Annotated in this window: 15 protein-coding genes and 1 pseudogene; 15 read left to right on the top strand and 1 reads right to left on the bottom strand. The window is 32.5% G+C overall.

The window, feature by feature from the left end; translation table 11 throughout:
* Positions 1-276: 276 nt before the first annotated feature.
* The 15 genes and pseudogenes from HNS40_RS17405 to HNS40_RS17340 all read left to right on the top strand — a co-directional run bounded on the left by HNS40_RS17405 (position 277) and on the right by HNS40_RS17340 (position 14956).
* Positions 277-1182: a CPBP family intramembrane glutamic endopeptidase gene (locus HNS40_RS17405; protein ID WP_172283219.1), complete on the top strand. Its 906-nt coding sequence runs from the start codon at positions 277-279 to the stop codon at positions 1180-1182.
* Positions 1182-1598: an ACT domain-containing protein gene (locus HNS40_RS17400; protein WP_172283217.1), complete on the top strand. Its 417-nt coding sequence runs from the start codon at positions 1182-1184 to the stop codon at positions 1596-1598. Before HNS40_RS17405 ends, HNS40_RS17400 begins: the two co-directional genes overlap by 1 nt.
* Before the next feature lie 5 nt (positions 1599-1603).
* Complete coding sequence (locus HNS40_RS17395; protein WP_172283215.1) at positions 1604-2665, top strand: hypothetical protein; 1062 nt, start codon at positions 1604-1606, stop codon at positions 2663-2665.
* Between the two features lies 1 nt (position 2666).
* Entirely contained in the window at positions 2667-3581 is a 915-nt protein-coding gene (locus HNS40_RS17390; RefSeq protein ID WP_172283213.1) for a PD40 domain-containing protein, read from the top strand.
* Between the two features lie 32 nt (positions 3582-3613).
* Positions 3614-4189, top strand: a complete 576-nt coding sequence (locus tag HNS40_RS17385; RefSeq protein WP_172283211.1) for a cysteine hydrolase family protein — start codon at positions 3614-3616, stop codon at positions 4187-4189.
* Between the two features lie 35 nt (positions 4190-4224).
* Positions 4225-5277, top strand: coding sequence for a S41 family peptidase (locus HNS40_RS17380; protein ID WP_172283209.1), 1053 nt, complete (start codon positions 4225-4227; stop codon positions 5275-5277).
* Between the two features lie 30 nt (positions 5278-5307).
* On the top strand, positions 5308-5910 hold the full coding sequence (locus tag HNS40_RS17375; RefSeq protein WP_172283207.1) for an isochorismatase family protein: 603 nt from the start codon (positions 5308-5310) through the stop codon (positions 5908-5910).
* Between the two features lie 6 nt (positions 5911-5916).
* Entirely contained in the window at positions 5917-6951 is a 1035-nt protein-coding gene (locus tag HNS40_RS17370) for a hypothetical protein (RefSeq protein WP_172283205.1), read from the top strand.
* An 86-nt stretch (positions 6952-7037) separates the two neighbouring features.
* Positions 7038-8357, top strand: a complete 1320-nt coding sequence (locus HNS40_RS17365) for a S41 family peptidase (RefSeq protein WP_172346523.1) — start codon at positions 7038-7040, stop codon at positions 8355-8357.
* Positions 8358-8382: 25 nt separating this feature from the next.
* Positions 8383-9492: a FlgD immunoglobulin-like domain containing protein gene (locus HNS40_RS17360; RefSeq protein WP_172283201.1), complete on the top strand. Its 1110-nt coding sequence runs from the start codon at positions 8383-8385 to the stop codon at positions 9490-9492.
* A 44-nt stretch (positions 9493-9536) separates the two neighbouring features.
* The gene (locus tag HNS40_RS17355; RefSeq protein WP_172283199.1) at positions 9537-10346 is read left to right on the top strand and encodes an MBL fold metallo-hydrolase; all 810 of its coding nucleotides are present in this window, start codon (positions 9537-9539) and stop codon (positions 10344-10346) included.
* A 22-nt stretch (positions 10347-10368) separates the two neighbouring features.
* The gene (locus HNS40_RS17350; protein ID WP_172283197.1) at positions 10369-12609 is read left to right on the top strand and encodes a tetratricopeptide repeat protein; all 2241 of its coding nucleotides are present in this window, start codon (positions 10369-10371) and stop codon (positions 12607-12609) included.
* 4 nt (positions 12610-12613) lie between these two features.
* Complete coding sequence (locus HNS40_RS17345) at positions 12614-13066, top strand: nuclear transport factor 2 family protein (protein WP_172283195.1); 453 nt, start codon at positions 12614-12616, stop codon at positions 13064-13066.
* Between the two features lie 333 nt (positions 13067-13399).
* Positions 13400-13639, top strand: a pseudogene (locus tag HNS40_RS23760) (hypothetical protein); the annotation flags it as partial.
* A gap of 114 nt (positions 13640-13753) precedes the next feature.
* Complete coding sequence (locus tag HNS40_RS17340; protein ID WP_172283193.1) at positions 13754-14956, top strand: hypothetical protein; 1203 nt, start codon at positions 13754-13756, stop codon at positions 14954-14956.
* Positions 14957-15130: 174 nt separating this feature from the next.
* On the opposite strand, the gene HNS40_RS17335 is transcribed toward HNS40_RS17340, so the two are convergent.
* A complete protein-coding gene (locus HNS40_RS17335) occupies positions 15131-15517 on the bottom strand; it encodes a DDE-type integrase/transposase/recombinase (RefSeq protein ID WP_172283191.1) in 387 nt (128 codons plus the stop codon).
* Positions 15518-15614 lie beyond the last annotated feature (97 nt).

Below are 15614 nucleotides of genomic sequence, written 5' to 3'. Positions count from 1 at the left end.
AAAGAAAACAGAAGCTCACCGTATCTGGCAAGTGATAGAAAAGTCAAAAGGAATAATCCGATCCAAAAAATACAATGGAAGAGAAATTTACGCAATGAAGTTTTCCTGTGATTTAGCATTTTACAAATATAATTCAATGTTTCTACCCTAAATAAAATTTGTGATAAACGTAATTCATCAACTCTTTTGCCCATTTTGTCACCTAAATCTCTTGAATATCACATTTATTATAAAAAAATGCAAATAGTTGAGAGTTTTGCACATAAATACACAATAATGATACTTATAAAATCAAACCAACTATTCTTAAATAGAATACCTAAAAACAGGATTCAGAAATTTATATATTCTCCATTTTCTAGAATTATTATTGCTATCCTATTTTTAATTCCTATGCTCCTGGTTAATAATGTGATAACGATATTTATTCTCGATAAAATGGAGGAGGTAATTGTATTATCGACACTAAAGGCCTTTAAAGCAATCATTATTATCGGTCTATTGATCTATTCCTATAGGTTTTATACAAAAAGAATCGAAAAAAGGCCAGCCTTTGAATTCAATTTCGAAAGATGGCATATAGATTTGGGTTGGGGGATAGTAATAGGAGGAGGAATGGTGATAATAATCACAGCTGTGCTATTTGTTTTAGGCTATTACACCATTGATTATATTAATAGCTGGAACATCCTTATCACCAGGATTTTCAGATATGCCCAGGGCTCTTTTATTGAAGAATTAATTTTCACGGTTATTATTTTTCGACTATTAGAAGAGAAACTAGGTACGGCGATTTCTTTTCTGATCGTGTCTTTATTTTTTGGAGGAATGCATTTTATCAATGACAACGCGACAATATTCACATCACTTTCTATTAGTGTCATTCAAATTACATTAATTGCTCCTTTCATATTAACACGAAGAATATGGATGGGTTGGGCTGTTCATTTCAGCTGGAATTTTTTTCAAGCTGGAGTTTTCGGCATGAATAATTCAGGGATGGATCAAGGTGGATTTATTAGCCCAATTATTACAGGGCCCCATTGGTTGACTGGAGGAGCATTTGGTATTGAAGCTTCATGGCTTGGCTTGATCGTAAACATAGTTGTTGGAATTTCATTACTTATTTATGCAATAAAATTTAAGCAAACCATTAAATTCATGAATAAAAGGGCAAACTGATGGACCCGGAACTTGATATAAATTACGTTTTAAAAAACCTATCACCACAACTGAAAAAAGGGGTCTTTGTTTTCTGCTCAATAGATCATGTAAAAAATATTAAAGAGGAGAATATAATGGCTTCTATAGTTGAAACTGAAGGCAGAACTATTGTCTTGAAAAAAGAAATAGCTGATAGCTTGAAGTTACCTTATAGCGTAACCATGAACTGGATTACGTTAAATGTAAATTCTTCTCTTGAATTGGTTGGTTTAAGCGCAATAATCAGTAAGAAATTTACGGATCATCACATAAGCTGTAACCTTATGGCTGGTTATTATCATGATCACATTTTTGTTCCTGAAGAAGATTCAAACATGGCAATTAAACTACTACATGAATTATCACAAAGAAGAAAAAGAAAGAGTAAATCCTAAATATCATGATGATAAACGAAACAAATAAAATGAACGATATTCTGAAATCAATGAATCTCTTTTGTATAATTTTCTTGACCATTTTAGTAAGTTGTGGACCATCCTCAAACCAATCACAAATAAAGTCTAAAGAAAATAAATCAGACACTACTGACCTGGCAAATTCTTCATTGGGCCCCCCCCCCGGTTTTTACATAGCCGATGAGTTAAAAAACGAATACATCATCCCATTCGAGTTTTATGATATGAACCTGATGGTTGATGCCAGAATGAACGGAATGGATATTAAAATGCTGATTGATAATGGAGTGATGTGGGATAAACTTTGGTTTTATGGTAGCGATATTACAGATTCATTAGGCATTCAAAAAGATGGTAACACACTAGTAACCGGTGCAGGAGAAGGCGATGGCGTTAATTCTAGTAATGCATATGGTTTGTCAATTGCATTTGGTGAAATTCTTTTTAAAGATCAAGATGCACTAGTAACTTCAAAGGAATCAGGATTTTTCAATTATTTCCCCGGAATTGCTGGCCAAGTTTGTGGTGCATTCTTCAAACATTTTGTAGTGGAGATAGATTTCGATAGAAGAGTTGTTGTTCTACATAGAAAAGAGACCTTCGAATATGTTGGAAATGGAAACCAAATCAAAATGACACGAAATGCAGAAGGTTCTTATAGCATTCCTATGCATCTCAAGATGAAAGGTAAAGAAAGCATTGATCATGACATTTTTATTGATTTAGGGGGAATCGATCCAGTAGCCCTACCCATAAACGAAAAGCTAGGGTTTGATAGACCAAACACTGAGAAAATATATTTAGGAACTGGTGCTTCTGGTGAAATTTATGGCTACAATGGGAGTATTGAATACTTAAATATAGCAGGTTATGAAATGATGAATGTCCCTGCCATTTTTGAGGAATCGGATAACGAAGGAAACTATATAAATACGACAATCGGTCTTCCATTACTGATGAAATTCAACTTGGTATTTGACTATTTCAACGAGACATTATACCTGGAACCAAATCAGAATTTTAACGAGCCCTATAAAACCAAATAGGATGAAACAAAGTATGAAACTAAAAGTATTAAGTATGCTGCTATTCGCACTTATTATAGAAGTGAGCAATGCTCAAAGTTCTGATCGTTTGTATTTCAATCAAAAACCACCGGGAAATATACCAGAGATTTTTGCACCGGGAATTATTTCTACAGAGGAGTTTGAATTCAGTGGCACCTTTTCTAAAGATGGAACCGTTTATTTTTTTACACGAAGACCTACTTATGAAGGTTCACAAAATAGAATTTTTTACTCTCAATTGATAGATGGTAAATGGTCTGAACCCAATTTGGCTCCATTTGCCGAAGATGTTTTTGAATTTGAACCTGTTATGTCTCCTTATGAGGATAAAATATTCTTCTATTCAGAGAGAAAAGAAAACAGAAATGATCAATATGATGGTGATTTGTGGTTTACAGAAAAAACACCAAGTGCTTGGAGTGAACCACAGTATTTTTTAAGTCCGGTGAATAAAAAATGGTGTATGTCTGTTTGTCCTACCAATAGTAGAACTTTGTATTTCTCTAGTAATTATGATGGAGTCCGTGGAATATATAAGGCTGAATACATAAATGAGGAATATCCAGATGTTAAATATTTAGAGGGTGAAATAAATTCAAGTTTCTATTCTCATCCCTATGTTGCTCCTGACGAAAGTTATATGATAATGGATGCGCAACCAAGTGGCCGAGGTAAGCCAGAGTTGTTTATTAGTTTTAAAAATGATGATGATAGCTGGGGAAAACCAATAAATATGGGAGTTGAGATTAATGCCACTAAAACAGAATTTGGAGCTAGTGTTTCACCCGATGGTAAATATTTATTCTTCCATAGAAGAGTTGACGGGAAAGGTGATATTTATTGGGTTGATTCTCAAACAATTCAATTGCTAAAGCAAAAAGCTTCCATAAATTAAGGATGTTCATTTGATCAATAAGAACTACAGATATGAAAACGAATAGTATTATTTTCCTGTTGCTCATTCTAACGATATTCAACTTGTCAGCAAAATCACAAGACAAAGATTTTTTTCAGGATAAGTATTTAATTGTATTGGATATGCAAGAAGACTATATTCAAGGCAAAATTCCTGATAGTGCAACATATGAATTCATCGGATATGTAAATAAGATAATTGGCTGTGTAGATCCTGATAATATTGTATATGTGAAAACTGAAATGATTGTTTCCTCGCTATCATTTAAAGGAATTTCTATTGATACAATTGCTGATCTGGACTTTTGTAAAGGCTTGCAAATCGTAAATAGCAACATCTATATCAAAGAGGATGGCAATGCCTTTAATAATAGCGAATTAGTAGAATACTTTAAAGGTAAAAATGCAAAAGAAATCATTATTGTGGGCTTGCTCGCTGAGAGGTGCGTTACACATACCACCAGAGGAGGATTAGAATTAGGATACAAAATGTTTTTAGTACCCAATGCCATTTTAGGCAATAGAGAAAGAACTAAATCCAAGTCAATCAGGAAGCTTATAAGTATGGGAGTCGAAGTCATCAATTAATTTAAAATAAATTGAAATTATAAATCATAAACCCAATGAAAACAGGTAAAAAAATCATCTCCTTTATAATGTTGATCGTACTCGTATTTCAAGTATATGCACAAGAGGAATTAGTATTTAATGAAGAATTCAAAAGAGAAGTGGTGAATAATACGGCATCCATAATGAGGGATAAATACTTATCTGCAGAGACTGGAAAAATAATGGGAGAATATATCATCAGTCAGTATAAAAAGGGTGCTTACGATTCTTTAAATGAAGTGAATGAATTTTGTAATAAATTGACTTCTGATATGAGATTTATTGATAACGATAAACACCTATTTGTTTTTTATAGCCAGGAGGAAGCATGGGAAGTTAAAGCATACCATCATTTATTGCCTGAAAAAGAGATTCAAGAGCTCAATAAAATGTATTTGGAAATGGACAAAAGGGAGAACTTTGGGTATAAAAAGGTTGAGCTACTAGAAGGAAATGTGGGTTATTTAAAACTGAGTTATTTCACTATCTCTGATACATCTAACCAGGCCTTGATCGGGAGTATGCAGTTTTTATCAAATTCAGATGCCATTATTATTGACCTGAGAGATAATGGAGGAGGGGAAGGAAATGATCTGCTATTGAATTATTTTCTCCCTCCTCAACTAAAATATCTTGGAAGTATGAGTTGCAGAGATACGAGTATGAATCAAGAATTTTGGACCCTTACCGATGTCCCAGGCAAGCGCATGCCCGAAGTTGATTTATATGTTCTAACCAATAAAAGGACATTTTCAGCAGCTGAAGGATTGGCTTTTTCACTTCAAAAATTAGAACGAGCCATAATTGTTGGAGAAACAACCAAAGGAGGAGGTCACCCCGTTGATATTCTTATAGTAAAAGGAGATGTTTTAACTCAATTTCCTATTTGCAAATCAAACGAACCGAATTGGGAAAGTGTTGGTATCAAACCAGATATAGAAGTTGCCTCCAGTGAGGCACTAACTGCAGCTTATAAAATTGCAGTCGAAAAGATTTTAGAAAAGACCTTAGATGCACAACATAAGGTTGAACTGGAAAAGATTTTAGAAAAACTGAAAAAGGAATAAATAAATTTAATCATTAACTACAACATGAATATGAGAGGAGTTCTAATCCTATTTTTATTAATCGGTATCGAAAGCACGCATTTTTGTTTTTCACAAAAGAGCACTTTCATTGTGGATAAATTTCTGATAGTCATGGGTTTTCAGGAATACAATACGAATGGGAAATTATCAGAGAGTGCTTCTCAAAATACAATGGATGCTGCTAATAGAATAATCGAGATTCTAGACCCTGATCATGTTGTTTATATAAAGAGAATTCACAAAATACTAAACCTGTCATTTTCGTTTCCGCTAGTGTATACATCTCATGATACTATAGCCATGCAATTTGATAAGCGGCTTGTTTTAGTGAATGAGAATATAATAAGCAGAGAGAAATCCAATGCATTTTCATCTGAGGAGCTCCTCAATTTTCTGGTGCAGAATAATGCTAAAGAAATTATGGTGATAGGGCTGTTAGCGGAAGAATTTATTTCTCAATCCATATTAGAAGGACAAGAAATAGGTTTCGATATGTATATGATTCCTGAAGCAATTCAGGGACAAACACCAAAAAAGAAAGACAAGGCGATTAAAAAGCTTACAAAGCTGGGGATTAAAACATTCGCCTTTCACTCACTAAATGATAAATAAAGAGGTATGAATTATTATTGCAAAATAACAAACCGAAAAAATTGCGCTATAAAGAATACCATTGTTCAGGCTTATATAGCAACTATACTCATCACAAGCCTTTTCATTTTTTCATCTTGCGATAAAACAGTAGAGCTATTTGATGAATACAAAGATATAACGATCGTATATGGACTCATTAATCCAAAAGATAGCATCAGTTATATCAGAATCGAAAAAGCTTTTTTGTCAGCCGAAAACATATATCAGACTGCTAAAATCCCTGATTCTAATTTATATTCTCACAAATTGGATGTAAAAGTATTATCCGGGAATCAAATAATCGAATTTGATACCATCACAGTTTATAATAAAAAAGAAGGGATTTTTTATGCCCCCAAAATGCAAGTTTATTATGCTGGAACAATCAATAGGTTAGATATCAATCAACCTTTATTATTAGAAATAAAGAATCCTAAATCAGGGGAAATAATCCGTTCTAAAACAAATCTACATAACTCCTCTGCAATAAGGGTTACTGTTCCTATGTATTTCATTTCGTTTGAAAAAAACAGCACATTTTCATTTGAAACTATTGCAGATATTAGTATTTACCAACCATATATTCGATTTCACTATATGGAGCAGGTACCAAATGAACCAAATACAGCTGTTTTTAAATATGTTGATTGGCCTTTCCCTTTTGTGACTTCTAGAACTTTGTTTGGAGGAGAAAGCATCAATGTCCCAGTAGTAGGCGTAGACTTTTATAGCAATTTATTAAAAACCATTCCATCATCCAATAGCTTAGAGCGCTACCACGGCAAAATTGAGTTTGTTATAGCCACTTCTGAATATAGTTTCTATGCCTATCATGAGTCTTATCAACCATCTAGTACAGTAGTAATGAATAGAGGAGTTTATACAAACATCGAAAATGGATATGGTGTTTTTTCAGGTGTTTCCAGTGGTGGAAAGTATATAAGAATTAATAATCAATCAAAAACAAGAATACGAAATCTGGAAGGTTTGAACTTCGTGGGCGGTTTGCCCGAAGAATGATGGTTTTTATTGATTTTAAAAAAAGTAGAAATAAATAAACATCTATGTTTTCAACAGAAAATATGTCAAATAAAGAAATGAAAAGTATGAAATCAAAAATTCTAAGTGTATTAGTGGTTCTTTTATTGCAAATTATTAACCCTTACAGTTCATTTTCTCAGAAAAGTAATAGCTATAAAAATGATCAACTCACCAGCAGAAATCGTTCGGAAATCATTGAGAAAACTAAAGAAATATTTCTCGAATACTACCCTTTACCTGAAGTATCCTTAAAAATGATTAACTACTTAAATGAAAAACAAAAAAAAGGAGACTACCATCAATTTAAAAATGTAAAGGACTTCACCTCTCAACTAACAAAAGACTTACGTAAAATATCTAATGATGACCATATCAGGGTTTATCCCTATGAAAAGATTCCAGATGACTTATTGGCTGAAATAAAGCTAGGATATCCTGAAAATAATTTTGGTTTTCAAAAAGTAGAAATCCAGACTGGAAATATTGGGTATATAAATCTAACTACATTCAACAATCCAAAATCAGCAGGACCAACAGCTATTGCTGCAATGAATTTTGTTGCTAATAGCGATGCATTGATAATTGACCTTCGGTTGAATGGCGGTGGAGATGAAGCTATGGCTCAACTAATTAGCAGTTATTTTTTTGATAAAAGTACACATCTGACAGATAATTTTATTCGCAAGGATAGCATTACAGAGCAAAGATGGACACAAGAATGGGTTTCTGGTCCAAGAATAACTGAAGTACCAATTTACATTCTAATGAGCAATTATTCTTATTCTTCGGCTGAAGTGTTGGCATATCAGTTACAGCAACTGAAAAGAGCCAAAATAGTGGGAGAAAAAACAAGAGGAGGAGCGCACGGAGTGCGTTATATGAGCTTTCCTGATATACTAATAAACCTGAAAGTACCCTATTCCCAGGAAATAAATCCCTATTCTAAAACGAACTACATTAATGGTGTAATTCCAGATTTTCCATGTTCTTCTGATAAAGCACTAATTGTTGCGCAGTTGGAGGCCGCAAAGGAATTACTAAAAACAGAGACAGATAGCTTAAAAAAACACAAGCTTGAATGGTCTATTGCTGGGAAAGAAATTGAATTAAATCCAAAAAACATAGGTAGTTTGGAGTTATCAGAATATCAAGGAATTTATAAAAACATTAAAATCAGTATCGAAAGAGAAGGATTGATACTTCAACGTGGTAATTCAATAAAGCAAGAAATGATACCTATGGGTAATGATGTTTTCAAGTATAAGGATATAAATGAAGAAAAGTACAGGATACAATTTACAAGAAATGAAAATGGAATTATTTCAGGAATGTATGATTTTGACAGTGATGGTGATAAGTATCCATTAAAAGAAAAAACTAATTAATAATTACACCACATAATTGGATAATATGAAAAAAGTAATCATTTTAACAGTGCTCCTAATCACCACTCTATCAATAAATGCACAGAACTTATTAATTCAACCACAAAAAATCATTATTGATTCGATGCACAATCGATATTTAGTATCGAATTATGGAGGTGGAGGAGATTTAGTTGCAATTGACAACCTTGGTAATCAAAGCTACTTTGTTGAAAATGCTGGTATGATAGATGCCTTGGCAATCGTTGATGATACGATATATGGAACAGCTTTGGGTGGCAGAATTAAGGGGTACTCTTTGGAAACAGGATCGTTAGTTATGGATTTGAATTTATCTGATGAGGGAGTCAGTCTATTGACAGGATTAGTTGCCGTTAATTCAGGAAATATAATCGCTACAGAAAGATTTGGAGATAGGGTTTTCAAAATCAATCCGGCTACAAGAGATTTTTGGGTTTTTGCTGAGGGTAATGGAATTGATAGACCAAATGGCTTGCTTTATGAGCCTGAGTTCAATCGAATATTAGTTTGTCTTGACAAACCCAATCCTCCAGTTCTTGCAGTAAATCTAACCGACTCTACAGTTTATACAATGGCCAATACATCATTAGCAGGTAGCGATGGTATAGCAAAAGATTTGGAAAACAATTATTATATCGCAGGTTATGAACTGCCTGGGATATATAAATTCGACCCTAATTTTAGTAGTGAACCTGAGCTGTTTTATGAGGATGATTATATCATTTACCCAACTTTTAACTCCCTAAACAATTCTTTACTTATTACTCTTTATTGGCAAAATGATTGGGCAGAAATATTTCTCACACCGAGTGCTATAGTTTCGCAGGAATTATACAATTCTAATATCGTTCTGGAGAATTATCCAAATCCATTTAATGATAAAACAACTATACATTTCCAAATTTATAATCAAACTAGAATCAAGCTAGAAGTTTATGATCCTTATGGGAATTTAGTAAATATTCTGATGGATGAAATGAAGGATTACGGCAATCATTCTGCCTCATGGGATGGTAAAAACTCAAAAGGAAGAAGAGTTGCAGATGGAACCTATTTCATTCGGTTAACATCCAATCAAGGGCTACAAAACAAGCCAATTGTATTGATAAAATAGAAATCACCTATGGATGGGATAAGAATAAAAAAAGACTTAACAAGATGAGAAAAATATTATTGGTTTGTGGTATAATTGTTATAATGGCAACATTAAAGGCTCAGAAAAGTGACAGAAACCCTCTAGATTTGAATAATAATAAAATCTCCATTGTGTATCTGGGTCATTCTGGATGGGCAATAAAAACGAAGAGCAACTTCCTCATTTTTGATTATCAGGAAAAGTATGATTTTAAATGGGAAAAACAACCCGTCAAGAATCTGCTATCTGGTTATATAGATCCTGATGAAATAAAAGACTATAATGTATTTATATTTACATCGCATGAACATGGTGACCATTATGATCCTCTAATTCTCGATTGGGATAAAAAAATCGAAAATATTACTTATTTCTTTGGTTGGGATTTCTCATCAGAAGAAAAATATCATTGTTTAAGAAATCCACGATCACACTACAAAGATGAAACAATTGAGGTATATACAATAAACTCTAAACATTCTGGAGTATTCGAATCTGCATTTTTAATTATAATTGATGGAATTGTTATTTATCACAATGGCGACTATAAAGGGGATTATAAAAATGACTATGAGTATTTAAAATCAAAAACTGAAAAAATTGATATCGTTTTTTCAAATTCAGATCCCTGGGAGAAATCGCAATACATTTTGCAGGCTAAGTATTTAATGAAACAATTCGCAGCACAGTATTTTTTCCCAATGCATAACATAAATAAAGAAAATGAGTATAAAAAATTCGCAATATTGATTAAAGATAAAGAAGTTCAAACAGAAGTGTATTGTGCTGAAATCAAAGGGGATAAGTTTATCCTAAAGATAGATAAAAACTGACAGAACCAAAAGCATAAAACTTATGAGATATAGCTTATTCATTTTGATATTAATTTCTTGCTTTGCATGTAACAGAAAGCATTCAGATCTCGCCTTTAAAATTTCTAGTATAAAAGAGGCCGAGCAAAAGATTAAGGAGTTTAAAAGTAACTATCGGTTTAATGAGGTTGAAGAATATACTCAAACAGTCAAAACCCAGTTCCCAGACAGCATTTTCTCACTAATTCTACAAGCTGATTGGGCCTATTTTACAATGAATTATCAAGAAGCAGAGCGTTTATGTTCAGAAGCATTGGAAATGGATTCTATTAATGTTGATGCCCTGAATTGTAAAGCACTAATTGCTCTTGATCTTAACCATATAGATGCTTCATTAAAATATGTTCGGAAAGCAATAGAAATAGACTCAAACCATATTGTTAGCTGGATTAATTATGCAAATGTTTTGAATAAAAACCGTGATATTAATTCTTTTTTAAATGCAATTAATAAAGCACTGAAAATAGATTCAACAAACTCAGAAGCACTTTGTGAAATGGGAGGCTACTTATCCCGATATGGAAATGATATAAATGAAAGTGCTAAATATCTTAATAGAGCATTAGAATCAAATCCATTAAACTATGCTGCACATCACTTATTAGGGAGAGGATATTCTCCTGCAGAATACTCAAGTGTAATGATAACCACTGAAAAAAGTCTTTTGGAAGTTGATAGCCTCCTAATGCATAACCAATTTGAAAAAGCAGATTTGTTAATGAAGATGGAATATGATGAGGTTACTTTGGATATTGATATGTTGATACTAAAAGCTGCTACTGAATTCCATATGAAGAATTATAGAGCATGTATAAACCATGCTTTTAGCATTTTAGATAGAAAACCAAATTATGGCATAGCACATTATTTTATTGCGGAATCTCTGAGAAAGTTAAAAGATGAACACAATATTCTAATACAAGAGTTTAAATACGATTTTTCTAAAAAAGAAACCCCAAATGAATTTCCTTTTCTTCGAAAAGTTTTTATCAATTTTCACCTTTGTGATGAAATATTACAAAAGAATATCCTCATTAATACTGAACCTTTTAAGGGTTTTATGGAAGCAATTTATATTTCAGGTTCTACGGTATACTTTATGGATTTCCATCATTTGTTATGGAATTGCCCTCACCTCGAAAATACTCGCGGAACAAGAACGGTTGGGATGAGGTTAAGTGATGATTTAAAAGGACAGGGTGGCCATCATACCACAAGCAATAAAATTCAACAAATAGAAAATACTTTCGGAAAGTACAATGTTGCTTTTCATGAGTTTGGGCATCTCATTCACTGGCTATTTACTCCAAAACAGACTTTAGATCTGAAGTCATTGTATATAAAAGCAAAAAGAGGAAATTACACGCTTGATTGGTATGCAGATTTAAATGAACGAGAATACTTTGCACAAGGAATTGAAGCATATCTTTCAACACAAAAGCGGCCTGGTTTACCTGCAGCATTTATTAATACCAGAGAAGACTTAATTGACAAAGATATTGACCTATATCATTTTATAGAATCATTAATCAATCAACCTTCCTATATTGATAATATTGTTCAGGCATACATTGTCAAATCAAATTATCTGAATATTGAAGCTGCTATTAGTTTATTGGACAGCGCTTCCGGTCTCTTCCCCCAAAATCATAGTCTACCAATAGAAATAGGAAACCTCTATAGGGAAGATCATAATTATCAAAAAGCTACTGAAATTCATAGCAAAATAATAGAACAAGATCCTCAAAATGTTTATGCCCAATATGAGTTGTCAAACGATCTTTTCGAAAAGAAAAAAGAAGTAAAAGAGGCTGTTAAAATTTTAGAAATGGTCAAAGACCATGAAGAGATTAACGCAGAAATGCTTTCTCAATTGGGATATTATTATTTATTAGGAGGAGAGCATCAAAAAGCAATTGAAGTATTAGAAAAAGCCATAGAACTTGATCCATATCCAGACCCCTATAATTTCAGGAGAAAAGATTCATATCATATTTTAGCCAAAGCTCAAATAAATGAAGTTGACTACATTTCTGCCGAACAAAACATCCAAAAGAGTCTGCAAGCAAATAGCAATAATGCTGGAGCGTATGCTGATATGGCTTTTATCTTATTTAGCACAAATAGACGAAATGAAGCGGAAGAGTTTATATTAAAAGCTATTAAAATTGATTGTGAAAATGAGGATGTTATAAACATCAAGAAACTTATAAAAATCAAATAAAAAGATGAAAAAAACTAAAATGATCACCATAGGGTTTTTCCTGACATTCACTTTGTCATTAAACGCACAAATAATGCAGGACTCAATAGAGGTATTAAAAATTGCAAGCCTATATAGTCAGGCCTGGTACGAAGGCGATTCTCTGAAAATGAGCAAGGTACTCCATCCGGAATTGGTAAAAAGAACCATACGGAATTATGAGCACACAGGTAACGATGTCGTCAATAATTTATCCTACAACACAATGATGCAGTATACTATTGCAGGATATGGAAAACACACACCTAAAGATAAACAAAACGATAAAATAGAGATGCTTGATATTTGTGAAGATATCGCAAGCATACGAGTTGAGTCTGCTGATTATGTTGAGTACTTACAAATGGTTAAATACAATGGTGAATGGAAGGCTTTGAATGTTTTATGGCAAATAAAAGTATTGAAAAAATCTAAATAGAAAATTGAAAGCTTCTGGAAAGTTTTAGATGTTGAAAAGGGCAAAGAAGAATGCATTTTCAATGTGTCAGATTTTTGACCAACTTATATCAGCTTCCATAGGGCATACTGGAAAAAACACTGCTCTGGACCACCCTTAGCCGAATTTAACAGACCGCCCAAAGCCAGAGCAAACTGACCACCCAAAGCCAGAGCAAACTGACCATGTTCGCCAGAGCAATGTGACCACCCTAAAAAAGAACACTCACCTACTCTGCTTAATCCTGTATTTGAGTTGCTATAGAAGTTAGGCGACAAATAAACAGATTAATTTGAATAACTAATTGATAATGTAATGATAACTTTTCTCGGTGAAACTAAGGGGTGGTCAATCAGATTGGCACAGGGTGGTCAATGTGACTGGCTTTTCCATAATAAAGACAATACAAAAAAATTCATCCTTACATCTAGGACAAACATTCTCAATAAGGCATATGGTTTAAGTCATATTTTCCAAAATGGAAAAGTTCGTGATAATGAATTTTTAATAACTATAAAGAGTTTAACGGATATAGACAAGGCAAAGATATTGTATAATCACATATTTCATTCAAATCTGGATAAATCCTATATTGATGAAATTTATAATAAAAAGAATTATAAAAGGATTATAAATCACAATAATTTCAATCCTCGCATTATCGAATTTGTGTTAGATTCTCAAAGAGTTGGAAGTGTCACACCTGATGTATATTGGAATTACATTAATGAAAAACTGGATAATCCTGAAGAAATCTGGGCTGATTATTTTCAAAATCAAGCTGACGATCCTGTTAGAGCTCTGACCTTTTTGACTGTTTTCAATAATGGTCGAATCAGTGAAAGTAAACTTCAAGAAGCTTATAACAAATTTATTAAAATTCATGCGATAAATCTAGGAGACCATTCTGATAAAAGCTTTAATGCAATACGGAGATTAGCGACCAAATCATTGTTGAATAGAAATCAAACATCAGGAGATTGTTTTGAATATACTCTCTTCAATCCATCAATTGCTGATTTCATTATTAACACATATTTTCAAGATACAGAGCTGATAACAAACATTTTAAAATCTTTAGGAACAGAAGATTCCATTATTTTCATAAACACTTTATATCCTCACAAGAATAAAAAAGGCTATAAGGCCATTCAAAAGGGATTATTTGATCACTTTTTTGATGAAAAACTTAAAGTAGAGGATTGGGATTTTCTCATTTTATTATGTTATCTAGATTTTTTTAATCAATCTGTAGTTAGTAGGATAGAATACTTCCTAAAAACAATAATAAAAACAAAAAATGCTTATGGGAATAAATTATCTGAGCTTCTTTATATTCTTTCAGATTTTGAGCCTAGAATTAAGATTGATCATTTTGATTTTTTAGCAGGGTTTCTTGATGAAGATTTATATACATTAGATGAGGATACATTAAAGGAAATTTTAGATTTCATAGAAAAATATAATATTGATAATGAAGATATCTTACGCTTAGTAGAGAACCAAATCCAAGCATATTTATATGATATAGCTAAAAATAACGATTTTGATATTGATTTTTATTCTTTTATAAAAGATTACTCTTACCCTAACAGTTTGTCAGATTGCTATTTTGACGATTATGAAATTGATGAATCTGGGATTGAGTTAGAGATTGTTAACCAGTTGGAAACATACTTAGTTGATTTCAACTCAACGGTTCTTCAAAAAATTGAAATTGATTATACAGATATTCTTCGTGATTTAGATCCCGAGAAAATGGCTAACGATTACATAGAAAGCCAGGATCATTCTTATGACAACGATGTGGGAGTTCATCATGATAGGATTTCAACTCATGATGATATAGATGCAATATTTGAAAGACAATAAGTAATAATAACTAAAAATACTTGTCAAAAATATATGTTTTAAACTTGAATGTTTTTTAAATATACTAAGAGTTTAATCAGTTGAGATTCTTAATCAAAGCAAAATGATAGGATGTAATACTTGGTTCTGTCGCATTAATTCAATGTCATTTTAAAAATCAAATATAATTAAATATTATACGGCTAAAGAATAAAATGTTTTAAAAGCAGTGGCCTTGGGATTTTCTATCTGATTCTTTCTAATGATACTTACGGTTTCTATTCCTGCTAGAGTTCTTTGAGCGGATTCAAATTCTTTAAATCCAGTATTTATTGCTATCCTACGCTTGATATTCCGATGGTCTTGTTCCACAATATTGTTTAAATATTTACATTGTCGCCATCTAATTTGCTTGAAATTCCGTTTATTAAATGTCCTTATCCCTTCCTTATTTGCTCCACTTTTATCGATATTAATAACTCTAGGTTTTCCATTATTACCAATGGCTTTATTCAAGAATTTCTGGGCTGATCCCTTCATTCTTCTCTTGGTTGGATATACCGGCGTTATTGTGCCAGTCATACCGACGTTATTGTGCCAGTGTGAACAGCTATAATTTCTAGGCTAAATTTACACATTAATTTGTTTCATTTTCACACATTAATTTTCCTAAATATTT

Source organism: Lentimicrobium sp. S6, assembly GCF_013166635.1.
Classification (GTDB): domain Bacteria; phylum Bacteroidota; class Bacteroidia; order Bacteroidales; family UBA12170; genus UBA12170.
The sequence above is the reverse complement of the archived record's forward strand: the minus strand, read 5'-3'. Positions and strand labels throughout refer to the sequence as shown.

Coding starts and splice junctions, on each gene's coding strand:
- HNS40_RS17405 (WP_172283219.1), top strand. CDS start 277: ATGATACTTATAAAATCAAACCAACTATTCTTAAATAGAATACCTAAA.
- HNS40_RS17400 (WP_172283217.1), top strand. CDS start 1,182: ATGGACCCGGAACTTGATATAAATTACGTTTTAAAAAACCTATCACCA.
- HNS40_RS17395 (WP_172283215.1), top strand. CDS start 1,604: ATGATGATAAACGAAACAAATAAAATGAACGATATTCTGAAATCAATG.
- HNS40_RS17390 (WP_172283213.1), top strand. CDS start 2,667: ATGAAACAAAGTATGAAACTAAAAGTATTAAGTATGCTGCTATTCGCA.
- HNS40_RS17385 (WP_172283211.1), top strand. CDS start 3,614: ATGAAAACGAATAGTATTATTTTCCTGTTGCTCATTCTAACGATATTC.
- HNS40_RS17380 (WP_172283209.1), top strand. CDS start 4,225: ATGAAAACAGGTAAAAAAATCATCTCCTTTATAATGTTGATCGTACTC.
- HNS40_RS17375 (WP_172283207.1), top strand. CDS start 5,308: ATGAGAGGAGTTCTAATCCTATTTTTATTAATCGGTATCGAAAGCACG.
- HNS40_RS17370 (WP_172283205.1), top strand. CDS start 5,917: ATGAATTATTATTGCAAAATAACAAACCGAAAAAATTGCGCTATAAAG.
- HNS40_RS17365 (WP_172346523.1), top strand. CDS start 7,038: ATGAAATCAAAAATTCTAAGTGTATTAGTGGTTCTTTTATTGCAAATT.
- HNS40_RS17360 (WP_172283201.1), top strand. CDS start 8,383: ATGAAAAAAGTAATCATTTTAACAGTGCTCCTAATCACCACTCTATCA.
- HNS40_RS17355 (WP_172283199.1), top strand. CDS start 9,537: ATGAGAAAAATATTATTGGTTTGTGGTATAATTGTTATAATGGCAACA.
- HNS40_RS17350 (WP_172283197.1), top strand. CDS start 10,369: ATGAGATATAGCTTATTCATTTTGATATTAATTTCTTGCTTTGCATGT.
- HNS40_RS17345 (WP_172283195.1), top strand. CDS start 12,614: ATGAAAAAAACTAAAATGATCACCATAGGGTTTTTCCTGACATTCACT.
- HNS40_RS17335 (WP_172283191.1), bottom strand. CDS start 15,517: ATGACTGGCACAATAACGCCGGTATATCCAACCAAGAGAAGAATGAAG.